This window comes from Veillonella sp. CHU110 (assembly GCF_003992255.1).
In the GTDB taxonomy this organism is placed as follows: Bacteria; Bacillota; Negativicutes; order Veillonellales; family Veillonellaceae; genus F0422.
Window position 1 is genome coordinate 72,414 of record NZ_RQVA01000006.1, and the last position, 18,853, is coordinate 91,266.

Genomic DNA, 18,853 nt, shown 5'->3' on the forward strand with positions numbered 1-18,853 from the left:
GAACAAGGGTGCGCTGAGTTTATACTCCAACGCACCCCCTAGTATCAATTAGCCTTTCATAGCACCCACGATAGGTGGTACTACTTGTTTTTTACGGGATAATGTATGTTCTAAATATACTTCATTGTCCACAGGTTGTGCATTAAATGCAGCTGCTACCACATCATTCGCATCACCAACAAATATTAAATTAGTGGCTTCTGTTAAAATGTTTGTAATCATTAAGTAAGAAGCACTGTAATTATTAGCACTGCGCAATTCTTCCATCGCTTTTAACAAGCAACCTTTGCGACCTAAAATATCTGTTGTATCCATCACTTGGATTTGTCCAATACTGATGATTTTACCATTTGCTTCAAACTCTTTTAAATCTGTGCGAACAATTTTTTCATCAGAATAGTCGGACACATCAGAGCCGGCTTTTAATAATTCCATGCCATACTCTTCTAAGTTAACACCAGCGATAGTTGCTAATTTTCTTGCCGTTTCTTTATCTTTTTCAGTACAAGTAGGAGAACGGAACAATACTGTATCAGAAATGATAGCAGATAGCATCAACCCTGCAATATTTTTAGGAATCTCTTGACCATATTGCCAGTATAGATTAGCAAGAATCGTGCAAGTACATCCTACAGTTTCATAATGAATGAAAATAGGATTATCTGTCACTAAACCACCGATACGATGATGATCGATATTTTCGATTAATTCTGCTTCTTCGATATCGTCAATAATTTGTACTTTTTCATTGTGGTCCACAAGAACAACTTTTGTTTTTTGCTTTGGAGCTTCTACATTAGAACGAATGATACCTAAGTATGTACCATTATCCACTACAGGATATCCACCGATGTGGGAGTTAGTTTTGAAGTCACGTAATTTCGTTTCTTTGCTAATCACTTGGCAAGAAGTTTTTGTGCAAATCTCACCAGCTGTAGCTATGTGACCACCCATCGCTGCTTCTAAGGCATCAATCAAACGTTGTGCCGTAATCGTACCTACATAAGTAGTTTCATTTTCTACAACTGGAATACGATTCATTTCATGTTGCTTACGCCATGCTAATACATCTTGTAAAGATGCCTTTGCATCTACGGCTGGAATTGCTTCTAGTACATCTTCTACTGTAACTGCAAAAGATGTAACAATCTCAGGATGTTCAAATCCAAAGTATTGTAATGCAAAGGATGTTTCTTTATTAGCTTGGCCTGCACAAATTGGTTGTGCTGGAATACCCATTTGATTTTTTAAGTTTGCATAAGAAATAGCAGAACAAATAGAGTCTGTATCAGGGCTCTTATGTCCTGTCACTAAAATTGTATCTCTTAACATAGTGTCACCTCATATAATCTTCACTTGAGTTATTTATTAATGTTCTTACATTATACCATAAACGCTTAGAAAATGCATACAAAAAAGGCCTTGCAAACTTCTGTTTACAAGACCTCTTCATTCGTTTCTATTATGCATTTTTAGAAACTACTTGTTCTCCTTTGTAAGAACCACATGTTGGGCAAACGCGATGCGGCATCATTGGTTCGTGACATTGTGGACAAGCTACATAACCAGGTACTTCTAATTTCCAGTTAGCACGACGACGATCGCGACGGCATTTGGAAAGTCTACGCTTTGGTACTGCCATTATCTGCACCTCCTTAACATAATCACTAGGTATTAATCATCATTTTCTTCCTTCAGCAATGTTCTTAGCACTGCTAATCGAGGATCTACCACAAAGGATTCACAAGAGCATGGTGAAACATTTTGATTTGCTCCGCAATGAACACACAATCCTTTGCAATCATCCTGACATAACACTTGAGAGGGCTCATTGATGATTAATGTTTCCCGAATGGTCTCCGTTAGATCGATTTCTTCCCCATCGAAAGAAATCACATCATCGTCTCCATAGGTGGAATGTGAAACACCAAAAGTCTCTTCAAATGGAACAGTATGGGTATAATTAGTATCGGTTAAGCATCTTGAGCACTCATAATGTCCATTTGTCGTAATCGTGCCATTCACCACATAATGTTGACCATCGTAACGAAGCTCACCACTAATGGTTATATCATGACGGCTCCAAGGAAAAGCAGATACGTCACCAAGATCATCCCCTGATGTCGTACATAGAAAAGGGACTATACGTCCAATCTGTTCTTTTGCTTGCTCTACTTGCAGTTTCATAATTTTACCTCGACTATACTATTATAGCTACCTATACTATCTTTGTCAAATACTAGCACTATATGTTGTTGATTTTCCTAAAAACTCATACAAGACTTAGCGCTGGCTTGTCATGTTAAAAAGAGCTCCCCTACTGGAGAGCCCTTATGTATGTGGATTAATCTACCAAATAAATTAATTACATTTCTTCGAATTGGTCTTTACCAACCCCACAAACTGGGCAAAGGTAATCAGCTGGTTGATCTTCGAATTTAACGCCTTCAACAGCTTCGTCATAAATCCAACCGCATACTACGCAAACGTATTTTTTATCCATCGTGTGCACCACCTTTCGTACTAACTAGTTATCTCAGATACTTCATCTATAAACAGTATACCACCACAATCGAAAACTTTCAATATATTCTCAATCTTTTTCTATGTTATTTTTGTATACCTATTTGCAAACTACGCATAGTAACTGATTGGTACAACATATTGAATATCCTCAACGAATGCGTACATATCACCAACGTCGACTGGCTCCACCGCCTCCGGAAGAGCCACCGCCGAATCCTCCGAAACCGCCTCCACCTGAACGTCCTGAATTACCTCCACCTCGTCCAGAAGCAAGTATCCACAGCAAAGATTGTGTTAAGGTTCCTCCCAAGAATGCAAAATCAACAATGACCAATAAGAATATGCCCACACCTATCAAGAGAAGATCAAAAGTTGTCAACGGTACACTCTCTGTACCTGTATCAATTTGACTTCCATCAATGGATACGCCATATTCCTTGGCAGCCTCACCTACCAGCACTCGATAGGTAGCGACTATACCTTGACCTATGTGCCCCTTTTTAAACGCTGGGCTCGCATACTCGTCTAATATTTGGCCTGCCTTAGCATCATTGATAGCGCCTTCTAGCCCATAGCCAACTTCAATACGCATTTGTCTATCTTTCAAGGCTACTAAGAACAAAATACCATTATTAGTCTCTTTTTGACCTATCCCCCAGGAACGGAATACTCGATTCGCATAGTCTGTTACATCTTCACCATCCAACGTAGGGACCACTAACACAGCTATTTGGGCTTTAGTCTTTTTCTCTAGTTCCAAGCCCATTTGATTCATAGTCTGAATTTCTTCTTTGCTTAGACTCTGTGTTTGATCTAATACATACCCATTCTTAGGGGGATGTGGCACATCTAAGGCAAAGACAGAAACACTAGCAACAAGCATCCATATAGTTATTAATACACGGCTAATACTGACAGCCCATGTCCATCGTTTTGTCATTCTACCTCCCTAATAAGATAGCCAATCTATATACAGAATTAAAACTGTACTTTAGGCGCACCTTGTGCATTTTGATCAGCTTCAAAGTATGGTTTTACTTGAAATCCCATAGAGCCAGCAATTAATGATGCTGGTAGTGTGCGAATCTTTAAATTATAAGCTTGTACACTACCATTATAATCTTTACGAGCTACGGCAATGCGATTTTCTGTACCTGCCAACTCATCTTGTAATGCTCTAAAATTTGCATCTGCTTTTAAGTTTGGATAGTTTTCTACTACAACTAGTAAACGACTCAAAGCACTACTTAACTCTTGATTTGCTTTTGCCGTTTCTTCCACCGTCTTCGCACCACCTAGTTTAGCTCGTGCATCTGCTACTGCTTGGATGCTGTCCTTTTCATGCGATGCATAACCTTTTACAGTGTTTACCAAATTCGAAATTAAATCAGAGCGTCGTTGCAATTGTGTTTGCACCTGTGCCCACTGACTATTCACCTGTTCTTCCGTTTGCACCAAGCCATTATAAGAACTAAAAATCCAAATTAAGATAACACCTAAAATACCAAAACCAATTATCCAAGACTTTTTCATAAGCCCTCCTTTTCATGTCCTCGCATATAATAAGCTGCTACTCCTTGTTAGCACATTGTATCATATACGTGTCTACTTCCTAATCATTAACTAGTCGATATTATAATCACTTCATGCACCATTCCCCATAGAAAAGTAAACCACCATGTGTATGGAGTGTAGTACATGGAATTCTCTTATATTATACATTGTTTTATACATCTTTTATAGTAACTATATTTTTTCATTCTATTAGGCTATAATGAAAGCATGTTGAAATTCCCTGTGATTTCTTTTACAGAAACCACTCTATATAGGAGGTACTATGAAAACTAGTTTAACAGAATTATTAGGTATTCAATACCCTATTATCCAAGGTGCTATGGCTTGGACTTCAGAACATACATTAGCTGCTGCTGTAGCCAATGCTGGTGCTACCGGTGTTATCGCCACTGGCGGCCGCGATACGGAGTGGGTGCGCCAAGAAATTCGCCAATGCAAATCCTTAACTGATAAACCATTTGGTGTGAACCTGATGTTGATGGCACCAAACTTAGACGATATCTTAGCTGTCATAGTAGAAGAAAATCCTGCATTCGTAACATTAGGGGCCGGCAATCCTGTTCCTTTCATTGAACCATTACATGCAGCAGGCATTAAAGTTATCCCTGTGGTTCCAAATGTAAAACTAGCCAAACGAGTTGCTTCCGCAGGAGCTGATGCCATTATCATTGAAGGCCAAGAGGCTGGCGGTCATATCGGCACGCAAACAACAATGGCCTTACTAGAAAATGTAGTTCCAGAAGTTACTATTCCTGTTGTCATTGCAGGTGGTATTGTCGATGGCCGTGGACTTGCTGCTGGTCTTACAATGGGAGCTGCTGGCGTACAAATGGGCTCTCGCTTTATCTTGGCGGAAGAATGTAAAATGCATCAAAACTGTAAAGATGCGATCATTAATGCCACAGATACTGATTCTACAGTAACGGGATTGACGTTCAATCATGGTGTACGTGGATTAAAAAGTGAATTTACCGCTCGCTATTTAGAAGCTGAATATAGTTGCGCTCCTAAAAGTGAGTTGACGGCTATGGCCATTGGCACTAACAAAAAAGCTGCTGTAGATGGCGACATAGTAGATGGTGTTGTGCAAGTAGGCCAAGGCTTAAACCGATTGACTGCTATTGAACCTGCTAAAACAATTGTAGAATCCGTTGTGGCAGAAGCGAAAGAAGCGATTAAAAAAGCACAACAGTTTATCTAAACTTTTACAACTAATGACTAGTACAATACTGTCTAATACATGCACTACATCCTCTTGGCGAATGATCAAAGCCAAGGGGATTCTCATACAGTACTAACTTCACACAGTATTATATAGGAGGATAACATGTTACCATTCAAAGGAAAATATCCAAAATTAGACCCAAAAAGTCATGCTATGCCAGGTGCTGAACTAGCTGGCGATGTTGAATTAAAAGAATATGCCTCTGTATGGCAAAATGTGTCAGCTCGAGGTGATGTCAATAAAATTGTGGTAGGTCGTTACACTAATGTACAAGATAATTCTGTACTACATGTAGACGATGACCATGCTTGTATCCTTGGCGACTTTGTTACCATCGGCCACAGTGCCATCATCCACGCTTCCACGTTAGAAGACCACGTACTAGTAGGTATGGGAGCTATTGTTCTTAGCCGTTGTCACATTGGTCGTGGCTCTATCATCGGCGCTGGTGCCCTTGTATTAGAAGGCACAGAAATCCCTCCACACTCTCTAGTAGTGGGTAGTCCTGCTAAAGTCATTCGTACCGATGAGAAAATGATAGAAAAAATCCACAACCAAGCTGTCAAATACAAAACATTGTGGACAAAAGAATATGGATTTTTACCAGATGCTGATGGCGAAGTATGGGATCCTAGCCAAACTATTGTTTAATAAAAAATATATTAAAAACAAAACGATATGGCATAAGCCATATCGTTTTTTATATCATTTTTTCTTTTTTCAACAAAATAGATAATTGGTCCTACTATCAGCATGATGACCACTACAATTATTCGTATTGTTACGGTATCATCAGAAACTGTATCCACAGGTTCCTTTTTTACAGTACCACCTTCTTTAATTTTATCTTTATATTTTGCAAGTAAGATATTAGCAATGCCAGCATTTTGGGATCCCGATTCGATTTTTTCTCTTGGGTTGTTAGGAAAGTCTTGGTCCACTATTGCTTTGCCTGTTTTTCTGTCATACAACGTAACATGTTTAGATTGCACCCATGCTGCATCATAAATGTATAGATCAACTACAGAGTACTCTTTATCATTGTTAGGATCATCTAACTTTACTTCAATTTGAACCGTAGGAGGCAATGCATCTTTAGATCTAGGCGCTCCATACCCTTGTATAGTTTCTGAATTTATATAATATTTTATACCACTATCATCAGTACCCAAATAATCCCAACTTGCATAAGACACACTTGAAGCTAAGAGAAATACTAACGCCAATATAATATTCTTCATCTTATCATGACTCACTTTAACTACATCCTACCACATGTAATGTGCATGCTACTTATTTAATAGTATCAATTCTTCTATATAACGTCAATATTCTTATTTCCCCAAAGCTATTATACAAATACGGCTATTTGACTTATATCCATCAAATAGCCGTTATTGCTATACTACAATATACTGTTTATTCTAAGTACAACACAACCTTACCTTTCAGTAACGATGCTTGTATATCAATAATCCGCTGATTACTGCTCCCCCTAAATGCTAAGCCAGGATCTCGTAGCTCATCAACAAATTTCCCATCTACTAAGATATGGCACCGCTCTAATAATTGTCGTTTATGAGGGCAAGCCAAAATTTCTTCATAGGTATATCCCGAATAGACCCAAATTGGTTTGTCCGGGGCTACTTCTAAAACTCTATCCACGAGGGGAACTAATCCATCCACATTTTGAAACGGTTCTCCTCCCAGTAAGGTTAATCCACTGCAACTAGGGGCTACTACATAGGACAACAATCGCTGTGTATCGTCTTCAGTCCATTCTTTTCCTGCAGAAAAATCTTGGTACTCTTCATTAAAGCAATTGTAGCAACAATGTGTGCAGCCTGTTACAAATAAAGATGTACGAATACCTTCACCATTGGCAATGTCATATTGTCTTAACTGTCCGTATCGCATGGTACACCTTCTTTCAAAACAAGTTAGATATGCATAACCCTGTCTTTAATCTCTTTTGTCCGCCCTTCATTCCAGAAGTTTTCGCCTAGATAACCACAAGTTCTACGGATAACAGTCAAAGTGTCTCGATTTGTATTGTGGCACCGAGGACATTCCCATTGCACTTGATCATTCACGATAATTTCCCCATCAAATCCACATTCATGACAGTAATCAGATTTTGTATTAAATTCTGCATAGGAAATTGTATCATAAATATACTGCATCATCGTCAATAAGGCTGGAATATTGTTAGTCATATTAGGAATCTCAGCATAGGAAATACATCCACCTGTAGATAACTTTTGAAATTCAGATTCAAAGGCAAATTTATCAAATACATTGATTTCTTCACGTACATTCACATGATAACTATTCGTATAATAGCCTTTATCTGTAATATCAGGAATTTCTCCAAATCGAGCACGATCAATAGAGGAGAATCGGTTAGTTAAGCTTTCAGCTGGCGTACCATATAAGGCAAAGCCGATGTTGTGTTTGCTACGCCATGTTTCCGTAGCCTTGTGCAAACGTTCCATTACTTTTTTAGCAAATGTATGTCCTTCTTCAGATGTATTAGAGTGACCTACGATCAGCTTTGTTGCTTCATATAAACCAATATAACCTAAAGAAATCGTAGCATAGCCGCCTTCTAATAACGGGCGAATAGGAGCTCCCTTAGGTAGTCTAGCTATGGCACCATACTGCCAGTGAATTGGAGATACATCGCTTGTGACATCCTTTAATAATTCGTAACGGAATAATAATGCTTTTTCTGCCAACTCTAACCGTTTTTCTAAAATTTCAAAGAATGCCTCTTCTTTACCTTGTGCTAAAATCCCAATTTGTGGCAAGTTGAGACTCACCACTCCAATATTAAAACGACCATTAAAGACATAGTCACCTTGGTCATTTTTCCAAGGGGATAAGAATGAGCGACATCCCATAGGTGCAAACACATTACCTTCATAAATTTCTTTCATTTTCTTTGCAGAAATATAATCAGGATACATCCGTTTCGCTGTGCATTGTGCAGCTAATTCTGTTAAATAATAGTATTCACTAGTAGGGTGAACATTATGTTCATCCAACACATAAATCAATTTTGGAAAAGCTGGTGTAATATATACATCCGACTCATTTTTAATGCCTTGAATCCGCTGTTTTAAAATCTCTTCATCAATCAAAGCAGCTTCTTTCGCTAGTTCACTGCGTGGATCAAAATACATAAATAGTGTGACAAAAGGAGCCTGTCCATTCGTAGTCATCAAAGTATTAATTTGATATTGGATCGTTTGGATACCATCTTTCACTTCTTTTTTTGTTCGATTCCAAGCAATTTCTTCTGCTTTTGTTACATCTGGCTCCATTCCATACACTTCTACTTGTTCTTGTAACGTTAGCTCCAAGTATTTTTCATAAGATTTTCTCACATACGGCGCCAAAATGCGATCTATACCATTAATACTTTGTCCACCATATTGACCAGATGCCACTTGAGCAATAATTTGTGTTGTCACCGTACATGCCACTTGAAAAGACTTAGGTGTATCAATGCGTTTTCCATTAATGACCGTACCATTTGTCAACATATCTTCTAAGTTCACAAGACAGCAATTAAACATCGGTTGAATGATATAATCCATATCATGGAAATGGATAGCCCCACTATCATGAGCTTGTACGATGTCAGTAGGAATCAACTTTCTACGAGCAATATCCTTGCTCACTTCCCCGGCAATTAGATCTCGTTGTGTAGACACAATGGATGCATCCTTATTAGAGTTCTCATCTAATACAGCCACATTCGATTTATTCAATAGGCCAAATACGTCTTTATCTGTGGTATTTTCTACACGTTTGAAAGCTTGTACAGCCTTATAATTTTCATAAGCTCGAGCAGTTGCTGGATTGTTATTTTCTAACAATTTATAATAGACTTGTTCCTCTATGGCATAAATTGTCATATTTCTATCTATTTTTTGTGCATAGGCTTCGATTTCATTGGCAATTTGGAGGGCTAAGCCAGCTGTATAGACACCTGTACTACTATGCATCGCCTTTTCTATAGCAATGATAATTTTTTCTTTATCAAATGATGCTAAACTACCGTCACGTTTTATAACCTGTGTCATACTAATTGCCTCCTCACTACCATATGCCATCTACTTTCTATCATCTGTAGGGCCTATTCTATATGTAGTAACAAAATATAATCTATACGTCTTAAAAAGATCGTCATATCAAAATAAAATTCACCTACTCTGTGAATGAGGAATGATACTTACATTCAGACATACAAAAAGAGCAACCTTTGCTCTTTCTTTGTTACTACACATGTAGTTTGTTCTCTATGTTATATCTTTATAACTTTAGTGTACTATATATTGTAGTTATTTTCAATCTGCAATACAATATCATGTATTACAATTAGATATACAATATACAGAGATAAATAATACTATATCCCATTAACCCCTAGTAATTCAAAGAGATTTCTTATATTTCATCTCGTATACAATACTATCAAGCATTACAAATTGATATATGCCACAACTTCACCTATATGTCTGTAATAAAATAACGACTATCTCTATAAGAGATAGTCGTTACATACATTCGCTATTGTAATTTAATTTTTGTAGCAATCCATGCTGATAGGATCGCTTTTACAATATCACCAATCACAAATGGATAGAACAAAATCGTTAATGCTTTTTGTAATCCTTCCATATCAAATGGGATTTTTGCAACCCACATGAAATAAGGTACAGCTGCTAAATAAGTAATAATGATACTTACCAATGTCGCCACAACAGCATAGCGCAAAAAGCTTTTTGTATTCCCTTTTAAACAACTGACTGCTGTATACGCAATTGGCCAAATCAAAATGAAGCCACCTGTTGGTCCCCAAATTTTACCCATTCCACCAGTAAAGCCAGTAAATACTGGTAATCCAACAGCCCCCAACAGTACATACACCACTAGTGTGATAAATGCTTGTTTTGGAGGTAATAACAACCCGATTAAACACAAGGCGATGGTAATCATAGAGATCATACCTACACCCATTGGGTTTGGTATAGATAACTGAGCCATTACACAAGCCAAGGCAACCAATAAGGACATTCTAACTAAATCGGTCGTCTGAATGGTGCGTTTCACCTTATTAGTGGTTATACTCTCTGCCTCTGAAGAAGAATGCATATTTTTATTACTCATTATGATTCATTAACTCCTCTGTATACACCCATTTGCAGTCTGCCAATCCACCATGAGTTCCTACTAATTGACAATGGCCTTTTTGAAGCTTTCCATCTGTATGAATAGCCATTTTTTCCGCAGAAATGACATCGCCACCATAAAACGGTGATGAAAAGGTGATGTCTAGCTGAACTAACATCTCTTCATCTAATACATGATGTGCCATATGTGATAAAACCATCAATTCCGGCACGATTGGAACATCATCACGATACATAGGATTCATATCTTGTACAGCATCTGCAAACTCAAGAATTGATTCTTGGGTAAAAATAAATTTAGTTCTTGTTCTATCCTTCAAATCACAAGGCCAAGTTTTCGGCATTTCCTCTAATGATACTTCACCGTGCCCCTTCCAATCAGGATTCGATTGTTCTAACATAGTAGACACTATGGTGCCTTTAGGATTCGATGCACTTACTATGTGCTCTCGTTTCTTTGGAGTATAGTTAATTTGTAACTGCGGTGATCTTGTAGTTCGTTTGTATTGTACAGTTCGTACAATAGCGGTATTAGGTATGTCCCTTACACTTGTCAAGCCCTTACATAGTGTATGCATAAGTGCCTCCTCCCCCATTCAATGGGTATACTGGATCTTACAAGTCTTACATAAATCTTACTTTGTTACACTTTTATTATATTAATCAAATCGTATATAGTCAACTTATTTTTCAAATTCATTGTTAACAAATTTTATATTCAACGTTAACGCAATATCTTCTTAGATTCTTAATCGAACTATCTACCTTGAAAAAGGACCATCATCACTTGCATCTACTACAAGTAACGATGGTCCTATTTTTATTACAATGTGACATGTACGCCGATGAGTTACTATTCCATATTAGAAGGAGTAACCTACACCCGCATGTAAACCTTTCACATCATTTTTAGTTTCATTCATTTTATATTGATCATATTGGTAATACACGTTCAAATCAATATCAGGACGCAAACCATAGGAAGCACCTACTTGGAACGTATGCTTAATATCATTACCAAAACCTGCTTTTGCATAGCCTTCTACCTTATCAGATAATTGAGTATGCCCAATCACACCTGCTTGGTATCCAAAGCCGCTGTGTTTGTCCCCCATATCCACATAGGTACCAGCACCATATACATTCACATTTGGATGTACCGCATAGGCACCTGTTAATTGGTGGTCATTAATATCCGCTCCTGTGCGATGCACTTTATTAAAGGAATATTGAGCTCCTACTTTATCGGATAACCCTTGTTGTGCAGATATACCAAACCCATTTCTACGTTTGGAATCATTTGCTGATTTATTGCTGACAGAATATTCAGCACTGATTTTAGTTTCACCAGCATTAATTTTTGTAACTGGCACTGCTGCAGCAAATGCAGAGGCACCAAAAGCTGCCAATACAACTGTTGCTACTAATACTTTTTTCATAGCATCCTCCTATAAGAGAATCTTATCGTTTCATAAATGCAGGCACTTCTGGAGAGTTACTACCTGCACCAAATGGAGATTTACGAGCAAAGCTATTGCTGGAACCTTGATCACCAAATCCAGTTGCTACTACTGTAATATATACTTTGTCTCCAGCATTCTCATCAATAACAGAACCAAAAATAATATTTGCTTCTGGATCTGCAGCTTCAGAAATAATTTCTGCTGCTTCATTGATTTCGAATAAGCTTAATTCTTCGCTACCTGTGATGTTTAACAAGATACCTTTCGCACCGTCAATAGAAGTTTCTAACAATGGGCTGTTGATAGCTTGTTTTGCAGCATCCACAGCACGGTTTTCGCCTTCGCCAACACCGATACCCATCAATGCTTCACCTTGGTTAGTCATGATAGTTTTAACATCAGCAAAGTCAAGATTAATTAAACCTGGTTTTGTAATCAAATCAGAAATACCTTTGATACCTTGACGCAATACTTCATCCGCAGTTAAGAACGCATCTTTCAAAGATGTTTTGCGGTCAATAATGCCCAATAAGCGATCATTTGGAATCGTGATGATAGTGTCTACTTTACCAGTTAATGCTTCAATACCACGTTCTGCTTGTTCTTTACGTTTTTTACCTTCAAAGCCAAATGGTTTTGTTACAACACCTACTGTTAATGCACCAGCTTCACGAGCACATTCAGCTACCACAGGAGCAGCACCTGTACCAGTACCACCACCCATACCAGCAGTAACGAATACCATATCAGCACCTTGAAGGGCTTTCAAAATATCTTCGCGACTTTCTTCTGCAGCTTCACGACCTACTTCTGGATTAGCACCAGCTCCCAAGCCTTTAGTTGCTTTTTCACCAATTTGAATACGAACTGGTACGTTAGTTCCATCCAAGGCTTGTGTCTCTGTATTAGCTACTAAGAAGTCAACATTTTCTAAGTCGCTGCCAATCATACGAGAAACGGCATTTCCGCCGCCGCCACCAACACCAATAACTTTAATTTTTGCAAATTCTGACATCGAATGATCCTCCTCTTCACTAGAGATATATTTCATATACGATCCTATGACATTATACTACTAGTCTACCTTATCTTTTATAATTTGCTTTTATTTTACAATATATTTTAATTTTTTTCAATGAAAGCCATTAACAAAATCATTGCTAGCTTACATTAGTCAAGATTTTATTGAGTTTTAATGTAAGGAGATTTAATATTTACATCAATAAATTCTGCAGAAACATGGCGCTGCGATACATCCTGAATCATGTCGGTAGTAATTTTAGCTTTTTCTTCTAAATCACTTCTATCTCCAATGTGAATCGGCAATCCATCCACTGTATAAGCGATGATATGCTCAGCATCACCTACATTAATTTCTCCAATTTGTTTTCTTTTATCTTCAGGAAATCCCATCATGTACGTAATAGCCCCTCGAATTCCCTCTGATTCAACAGTGTCCCCCAATAAAGCGTTTCCCAAGCGCACGCCAGATATAATAGGCACTGTCGTGTCAGGAATGGTTGGGCTACTTGCGATAACCATACCTTGCCTATCTAAGGCAACAAAGCCAAATTGGGAGGGTACTACCACAACAGCTGTACGTTCTTTCATATCTACTTGCAAAGTAAGAGGAAGTGCATACGATACATGCGCTGTATCAACACGCATATCTTTTTGCAATCGTTCTTCAAGCGCTCCCGTTCTCACACGTAATATATTCACTGGATATCCTAAATCGCCAATGGCCACCACATCTTCTGATGACAGCTGATTCGTGCCTGTCACCTGAATTTGTCCTATTGGCAATGGCAATGTAAATAGGCCAATAATAAGAGCGGCACCAATGACAGTTTTCCACACGATAGACTTAGAAGGAGTACGTTTCTTTTTGATACGTCGCCGCCTTTTTACTCGGCGTGGACCATCCGGAGTATCAATGGTAACAATTTCCCAAGTAGAGTCCTCTTCCGCAGTAGGAGAAACAGTTCTTTCATCAACAGTAGCAACTGTATCGCCTTCCTGTCTTTCAAATCTAAATTCCTCAGGTCTATTTGAACGCATATCCACTCCTAAAACTTATGTAATCCAGCGGAATGTAAAATTTGTTCGCATAGCTCAGGAAATTCGATGCCGACAGCTTTTGCTGCTTTTGGCACTAAGGAAGTAGCTGTCATGCCTGGCACTGTATTATATTCTAGTACAAACATGTCTTCACCATCATTCATCATGATATCAACACGAATCACTCCAGCGCATTGCATTTGGCGATACACAGATTCGCCGATTTGCTGCATCTTAGCGGACTGTTCCTCCGTAATTGGGGCAGGCACCAAATACTCAGTAGCACCGGTTGTATATTTAGAAGCATAATCATATTCTCCAGAGTGAGGTCTAATCTCTATAACTGGAAGTGCTTTTCCATCTAATACGGATACAGTAAACTCTCTACCATCCACAAAATCCTCTACAACGATGACATGATCAATCTCTAAGATTTGTTTAACTTCTTGCTCTACCTTAGATGCTTCTTTAATAATAGATACACCAATACTAGAACCTTGGCTAGCCGCTTTCACTACAAATGGCACCGTAAAATTGCTAGTAATATCAGTTAGAATCTCTTCCACTGATTGTTGTTGTTGATCGTAGGATTTTGATCGAGCAGTAGGAATCTGAGCCCCTAAGAAGACATACTTACTCATCTTTTTATTCATCCCTACAGCATGAGCCATAATACCAGAACCTGTATAGGGAATACCAGCCATTTCTAGAGCTCCTTGCAACGCCCCATCTTCACCATATTTACCATGGATTGCGTTAAATACAACATCACATTCTAATTGTTGCAAGTCTTGCACCACAGTAGTTGGATTACATTCTAATGTATTGGCTTTGTATCCTTTACTTTGTAACGCCTCTGCAATAGCACTAGCTGTTCGTCTCGATACTTCAGCTTCTTTTGATGGCCCTCCCATGAGGACAACAATGCGTTTATCTTTCACTTTATTTCTCCTCCAATAAAGCTAATATTTTTGGCCCATATTGATTAATATTACCTGCACCCATAGTGATAACTAAATCGTTTGGTTTAATCACTTTAAGAGCTTCTTCTGGCAATGTATTTACATCTGCTATATAGCGCACTTCTTTTCCTGTTAACTCTTTAATCATCAATGGAATCGACATGCCATCAATCCCTGGCTCTGGCTTTTCTCCGGCGCTATAAATATCAGTAATAAACACTACATCGGCTTCTGTGAAAGCTGTACCAAACTCTCTGAGCAACAATTTTGTACGACTAAATCGATGTGGTTGGAATAAAATCACTACACGGTGGTCTTCTAATGATTTTGCCGCCTTAATAGTAGCTGCAATTTCTGTTGGATGATGGGCATAATCATCCACAACCCATACGTCTTTCACATGACCTTTCGTTTCAAATCTACGTTTTGCACCAATAAATTTACGCAATGCTTGTGCCACTACTTCAAAGGACAAACCTTCTCCAAGGGCCACAACAAGTGCACCCAATGCATTCAATGCATTATGTTGTCCCGGTACAGCTAAACGCAAAGTGCCTAACACTGTATCCTTATGAATCACTTCAAAGGTAGTAATCCCTTGTTCAATACGTAAATTATCAATACGATAGTCATTGCCAGCGCCTAATCCATAGGTAATACAAGTTCGTTTGATGTCTGGCATAATACGACGAATAGACGGATTATCACCACATACAACAGCCACACCATCTTCTGGTAATTTCATAGAAAACTCTGTGAAAGCTCGCAATAAGTTTTCCACCGTCCGATAATGATCCATATGGTCATTTTCAATATTTGTAATTACAATGCGTTTCGGATTTAAATGCAAGAAAGATCCATCACTTTCATCGGCCTCAGCAATACTATATTTTCCTTTTCCTACATGGCTACTACCTTGTAAATAATCTACCTCTCCACCGATAATAATCGTTGGATCTTGGTTGGCTTCCATGAAAATTTGTCCTAACATCGATGTTGTTGTCGTCTTTCCATGAGCACCAGCTACAGCAATACCATATGTCTCATCCAATACAGCTTTTACAATGTCAGATCGATGCAAAATCGGAATATTACGTTCACGAGCTCCAATAATTTCAGGATTATCTTCATGAATCGCAGTGGATCGAATGACAACATCCGACCCTTCTACATGCGATGCATCATGGCCTAAGAAAATGGTTGCCCCAGCATTTCTAAATTTTTCTGTTGTGGGAGATTCTTGAATATCTGAACCTGACACAGTAAATCCTTTTTCAATTAACACATGAGCAATAGCGCGCATGCCAGAACCGGCGATGCCGATTAAATGTATACGTTTATAGGTATCTAACATGAAGATACTCCTCTCTATGATTTAGTAATAGATAATGCTAACTTTGCAATGTCTTCTGCTGCGTTTGGTTTTCCTAGCCCTAACGTAGCTTCTGCCATCAATCTACGTCGTTCTGCTGTCTCTAATAACGATGTTAATGCTGTTAACAACGTAGTTCCATTGAGCTCTGAGTCAAGAATCATATCAGCCGCTCCAGCTGATACAAAAGCTTTCGCATTATATGTTTGATGATCTGCTGCAGCATACGGATATGGTATCAAAATAGATGGAATCCCACGGACTGCCAATTCTGCTAATCCAATGGCTCCGGAACGGAAAATTGCCACGTCAGACGCTGCCATAGCCATATCCATATTGTCTAAATACGGTACAATATATGAAGCTTCACTATATATGGCACCTTCTTGAATACCTAAGCTGTCGCATACACGTTTATATTCATCAGTACCTGTGGCATGAATAATTTTTACATCGGTTCTGTCTTTGAACGCTTCATGAACAGCTGTCATGGCCGTGTTAATACTTCGAGCACCACGAGATCCACCTGCTACTAAGATCGCTGTTTGATGCTCTTGAATACCAAAAAACTGCCGTCCCTTTTCACGATCCGCTGCTACTACAGCTGGTCTTACAGGATTCCCTGTATACACTACTTGTTTGGCTTTTGGAAATGCCCCAACCGCCTCTTCATAACCAACAGCTACTACATCCACAAAACGGCTTAATATTTTATTTGTAATACCTGGCACTACATTTTGTTCTTGAATCAACGTAGGAATCCCACGCAAAGCTGCTGCCATCAACAGTGGACCACACACATAGCCACCTGTACCAATCACAATATCAGGCTTAAACTTTGAAATCAAGCGATTTGCTTTCCACAAAGAACTGATCGTTTTTCCTGCCGTAATGAACGTATCTATGGAAAAGCTACGTTGCAATCCCTGTACAGGTAATGTAGTAAAAGGAATTCCTTCTTTGGGAACGATACGAGATTCTAATCCCTTATCCGTTCCTACATATAAAAAATTGGCATCTACCATTGTTTGTAATGTTTTATATATGGTTATGGCTGGATAAATATGTCCACCAGTGCCACCACCTGAAATCATGATATTCATGTATAACCTCTTACAATCGTTCTACAAGTCTGCGGAAATGATCCCCGCGATCTTCAAATCTGGCATACCAATCAAAACTAGCACATGCTGGGGATAATAACACAATATCTCCCTCTTCCGCAATACGAGCACTCAGCAGCACAGCTTCTTCCATAGATTCACAACGATGAATATGCGCCACACCGGCTTTGACTGCTGCTTCAGCAAACCGTTGGGCAGCTTCACCAATTAAGATAAGTTCTTTCACATTGGTTTTTACTAGGTCCATCAATTCCTCTAAGTCTGTCATCTTATCTTTTCCACCCGCAATCAGTATAAGCGGTTCCGTGAAAGATTCCAAAGCTTTGATTGTAGAATCTGTGTTCGTCGCTTTAGAATCATTGTAATACGTCACACCTTGTAACGCTCTAATTCGCTCTAGTCGATGTTCTACACCATGAAATTTTGAAATAGCACGATATATATCTTCAACTGGCACACCCAATGCATAGGTTAAAGCAATCACACTCAATATATTTTCAATATTATGAGACCCAGGAATGTGTATATCTTTTGTTGTAATCACCGGAACAGCCTGACCATGCAACACTGCATAACAAGTATCTTTATCGAAATATGCTCCATCTGTGACAGGTCGAATTTGACTGATACCTAATACTCGGCCTTTCACTCGTTCAGCCATGTCTGCCACAATAGGAGTATCAAAATTTAATACTGTATAATCGCCAAGCTCTTGATTGACAAAGATATTTTCTTTCGCTGCTTGGTATCGTTCCATCGTTTTATGACGCAATAAATGGTCCGGCGTTACATTCAACAAAATAGCACCCTTTGTACGAAATTTATCAATACTTTCCAGTTGATATGACGATAACTCCGCTACTAATACTCCCGTCTCTGGAACAGCTAATGCTTGTTCACTTAAAGAATACCCAATATTACCACCAACATACACATCCCACTCTGCTTCTTTTAGAACTGCTGCTAATAAAGAGGTAGTTGTAGTCTTTCCATTTGTTCCAGTCACACCAAGGATAGGAGCTTTCGATACTTCATAAGCGATTTCTACTTCTCCCACTACTGGAATATTGCGTTTTTTAGCCTCACAAATGATAGGAATCTCTAAAGAGATGCCAGGTGAAACTACTACGCGATCCGTATTATCTAAAAGCACAAAATCTTGCTGCCCCGTAATCACAGTAATGTTATCATCTAAAAATCGCTGGTTTTCTTCAACATCAAATTCAATTTGTTTATAGTCATTTAGTGTTACCGTAGCCCCTAATTTTGCTAATGTATGTGCTACACCAATACCGCTCAGTCCTGCACCTAATACCAAAATATGAGAACCTGTATAATCCATTT

At 38.6% G+C, this 18,853-nt stretch carries 20 protein-coding genes; 2 read left to right on the plus strand and 18 right to left on the minus strand.

Features of this window, described 5'->3' with window-relative positions; all coding sequences use genetic code 11:
* Positions 1–48 precede the first annotated feature (48 nt).
* The 6 genes from EO122_RS03745 to EO122_RS03770 all read right to left on the minus strand — a co-directional run bounded on the left by EO122_RS03745 (position 49) and on the right by EO122_RS03770 (position 4,059).
* Positions 49–1,332, minus strand: a complete 1,284-nt coding sequence (locus EO122_RS03745; protein ID WP_127009434.1) for a manganese-dependent inorganic pyrophosphatase — start codon at positions 1,330–1,332, stop codon at positions 49–51.
* 130 nt (positions 1,333–1,462) lie between these two features.
* On the minus strand, positions 1,463–1,642 hold the full coding sequence (gene rpmF, locus EO122_RS03750; RefSeq protein ID WP_009354192.1) for a 50S ribosomal protein L32: 180 nt from the start codon (positions 1,640–1,642) through the stop codon (positions 1,463–1,465).
* Positions 1,643–1,674: 32 nt separating this feature from the next.
* The gene (locus tag EO122_RS03755; protein ID WP_126937325.1) at positions 1,675–2,187 is read right to left on the minus strand and encodes a DUF177 domain-containing protein; all 513 of its coding nucleotides are present in this window, start codon (positions 2,185–2,187) and stop codon (positions 1,675–1,677) included.
* 178 nt (positions 2,188–2,365) lie between these two features.
* Entirely contained in the window at positions 2,366–2,503 is a 138-nt protein-coding gene (locus EO122_RS03760; RefSeq protein ID WP_126937326.1) for a rubredoxin, read from the minus strand.
* Between the two features lie 189 nt (positions 2,504–2,692).
* A complete protein-coding gene (locus EO122_RS03765) occupies positions 2,693–3,466 on the minus strand; it encodes a YgcG family protein (protein ID WP_206168509.1) in 774 nt (257 codons plus the stop codon).
* Positions 3,467–3,504: 38 nt separating this feature from the next.
* A complete protein-coding gene (locus EO122_RS03770; protein WP_127009435.1) occupies positions 3,505–4,059 on the minus strand; it encodes a LemA family protein in 555 nt (184 codons plus the stop codon).
* A gap of 304 nt (positions 4,060–4,363) precedes the next feature.
* Between EO122_RS03770 and EO122_RS03775 the strand changes: the two genes are divergently transcribed.
* Positions 4,364–5,302, plus strand: coding sequence for a nitronate monooxygenase (locus EO122_RS03775; protein WP_127009436.1), 939 nt, complete (start codon positions 4,364–4,366; stop codon positions 5,300–5,302).
* Positions 5,303–5,428: 126 nt separating this feature from the next.
* Positions 5,429–5,977 carry a gamma carbonic anhydrase family protein gene (locus tag EO122_RS03780; protein ID WP_127009437.1) on the plus strand — a complete coding sequence of 183 codons (549 nt, stop codon included), beginning with the start codon at positions 5,429–5,431 and terminating at the stop codon, positions 5,975–5,977.
* Between the two features lie 11 nt (positions 5,978–5,988).
* On the opposite strand, the gene EO122_RS03785 is transcribed toward EO122_RS03780, so the two are convergent.
* The 12 genes from EO122_RS03785 to murD all read right to left on the minus strand — a co-directional run bounded on the left by EO122_RS03785 (position 5,989) and on the right by murD (position 18,851).
* The gene (locus tag EO122_RS03785; RefSeq protein ID WP_164725951.1) at positions 5,989–6,582 is read right to left on the minus strand and encodes a hypothetical protein; all 594 of its coding nucleotides are present in this window, start codon (positions 6,580–6,582) and stop codon (positions 5,989–5,991) included.
* Positions 6,583–6,745: 163 nt separating this feature from the next.
* Positions 6,746–7,243, minus strand: coding sequence for an anaerobic ribonucleoside-triphosphate reductase activating protein (nrdG, locus tag EO122_RS03790; RefSeq protein ID WP_127009439.1), 498 nt, complete (start codon positions 7,241–7,243; stop codon positions 6,746–6,748).
* Between the two features lie 23 nt (positions 7,244–7,266).
* Complete coding sequence (nrdD, locus tag EO122_RS03795; protein WP_127009440.1) at positions 7,267–9,417, minus strand: anaerobic ribonucleoside-triphosphate reductase; 2,151 nt, start codon at positions 9,415–9,417, stop codon at positions 7,267–7,269.
* A 487-nt stretch (positions 9,418–9,904) separates the two neighbouring features.
* Positions 9,905–10,447, minus strand: coding sequence for a biotin transporter BioY (locus EO122_RS03800; protein WP_240632650.1), 543 nt, complete (start codon positions 10,445–10,447; stop codon positions 9,905–9,907).
* Positions 10,448–10,496: 49 nt separating this feature from the next.
* Positions 10,497–11,105: a hypothetical protein gene (locus EO122_RS03805; RefSeq protein WP_127009441.1), complete on the minus strand. Its 609-nt coding sequence runs from the start codon at positions 11,103–11,105 to the stop codon at positions 10,497–10,499.
* A gap of 285 nt (positions 11,106–11,390) precedes the next feature.
* Positions 11,391–11,966 (minus strand): outer membrane beta-barrel protein, encoded by a 576-nt coding sequence (locus EO122_RS03810; protein ID WP_126937335.1) that lies wholly within the window; start codon positions 11,964–11,966, stop codon positions 11,391–11,393.
* A gap of 22 nt (positions 11,967–11,988) precedes the next feature.
* On the minus strand, positions 11,989–13,005 hold the full coding sequence (gene ftsZ / locus EO122_RS03815; RefSeq protein WP_240628907.1) for a cell division protein FtsZ: 1,017 nt from the start codon (positions 13,003–13,005) through the stop codon (positions 11,989–11,991).
* A 167-nt stretch (positions 13,006–13,172) separates the two neighbouring features.
* On the minus strand, positions 13,173–14,051 hold the full coding sequence (locus EO122_RS03820; RefSeq protein WP_127009442.1) for a cell division protein FtsQ/DivIB: 879 nt from the start codon (positions 14,049–14,051) through the stop codon (positions 13,173–13,175).
* 8 nt (positions 14,052–14,059) lie between these two features.
* Entirely contained in the window at positions 14,060–14,992 is a 933-nt protein-coding gene (locus tag EO122_RS03825; RefSeq protein ID WP_127009443.1) for a D-alanine--D-alanine ligase, read from the minus strand.
* Position 14,993: 1 nt separating this feature from the next.
* On the minus strand, positions 14,994–16,367 hold the full coding sequence (gene murC / locus EO122_RS03830) for a UDP-N-acetylmuramate--L-alanine ligase (RefSeq protein WP_127009444.1): 1,374 nt from the start codon (positions 16,365–16,367) through the stop codon (positions 14,994–14,996).
* A gap of 14 nt (positions 16,368–16,381) precedes the next feature.
* Positions 16,382–17,488 carry an undecaprenyldiphospho-muramoylpentapeptide beta-N-acetylglucosaminyltransferase gene (gene murG, locus EO122_RS03835; RefSeq protein ID WP_127009445.1) on the minus strand — a complete coding sequence of 369 codons (1,107 nt, stop codon included), beginning with the start codon at positions 17,486–17,488 and terminating at the stop codon, positions 16,382–16,384.
* Positions 17,489–17,498: 10 nt separating this feature from the next.
* Positions 17,499–18,851 (minus strand): UDP-N-acetylmuramoyl-L-alanine--D-glutamate ligase, encoded by a 1,353-nt coding sequence (gene murD, locus EO122_RS03840; RefSeq protein ID WP_127009446.1) that lies wholly within the window; start codon positions 18,849–18,851, stop codon positions 17,499–17,501.
* Positions 18,852–18,853: the final 2 nt, after the last annotated feature.

Excerpts from the sequence above, each read along its gene's own strand:
- EO122_RS03765 (WP_206168509.1), bottom strand. The coding sequence starts at position 3,466 with ATGACAAAACGATGGACATGGGCTGTCAGTATTAGCCGTGTATTAATA.
- EO122_RS03780 (WP_127009437.1), top strand. The coding sequence starts at position 5,429 with ATGTTACCATTCAAAGGAAAATATCCAAAATTAGACCCAAAAAGTCAT.
- EO122_RS03810 (WP_126937335.1), bottom strand. The coding sequence starts at position 11,966 with ATGAAAAAAGTATTAGTAGCAACAGTTGTATTGGCAGCTTTTGGTGCC.
- nrdG (WP_127009439.1), bottom strand. The coding sequence starts at position 7,243 with ATGCGATACGGACAGTTAAGACAATATGACATTGCCAATGGTGAAGGT.
- EO122_RS03775 (WP_127009436.1), top strand. The coding sequence starts at position 4,364 with ATGAAAACTAGTTTAACAGAATTATTAGGTATTCAATACCCTATTATC.
- murD (WP_127009446.1), bottom strand. The coding sequence starts at position 18,851 with ATGGATTATACAGGTTCTCATATTTTGGTATTAGGTGCAGGACTGAGC.
- ftsZ (WP_240628907.1), bottom strand. The coding sequence starts at position 13,005 with ATGTCAGAATTTGCAAAAATTAAAGTTATTGGTGTTGGTGGCGGCGGC.
- EO122_RS03745 (WP_127009434.1), bottom strand. The coding sequence starts at position 1,332 with ATGTTAAGAGATACAATTTTAGTGACAGGACATAAGAGCCCTGATACA.
- murG (WP_127009445.1), bottom strand. The coding sequence starts at position 17,488 with ATGAATATCATGATTTCAGGTGGTGGCACTGGTGGACATATTTATCCA.
- nrdD (WP_127009440.1), bottom strand. The coding sequence starts at position 9,417 with ATGACACAGGTTATAAAACGTGACGGTAGTTTAGCATCATTTGATAAA.
- EO122_RS03755 (WP_126937325.1), bottom strand. The coding sequence starts at position 2,187 with ATGAAACTGCAAGTAGAGCAAGCAAAAGAACAGATTGGACGTATAGTC.
- EO122_RS03760 (WP_126937326.1), bottom strand. The coding sequence starts at position 2,503 with ATGGATAAAAAATACGTTTGCGTAGTATGCGGTTGGATTTATGACGAA.
- EO122_RS03820 (WP_127009442.1), bottom strand. The coding sequence starts at position 14,051 with ATGCGTTCAAATAGACCTGAGGAATTTAGATTTGAAAGACAGGAAGGC.
- murC (WP_127009444.1), bottom strand. The coding sequence starts at position 16,367 with ATGTTAGATACCTATAAACGTATACATTTAATCGGCATCGCCGGTTCT.
- EO122_RS03805 (WP_127009441.1), bottom strand. The coding sequence starts at position 11,105 with ATGCATACACTATGTAAGGGCTTGACAAGTGTAAGGGACATACCTAAT.
- EO122_RS03770 (WP_127009435.1), bottom strand. The coding sequence starts at position 4,059 with ATGAAAAAGTCTTGGATAATTGGTTTTGGTATTTTAGGTGTTATCTTA.
- rpmF (WP_009354192.1), bottom strand. The coding sequence starts at position 1,642 with ATGGCAGTACCAAAGCGTAGACTTTCCAAATGCCGTCGCGATCGTCGT.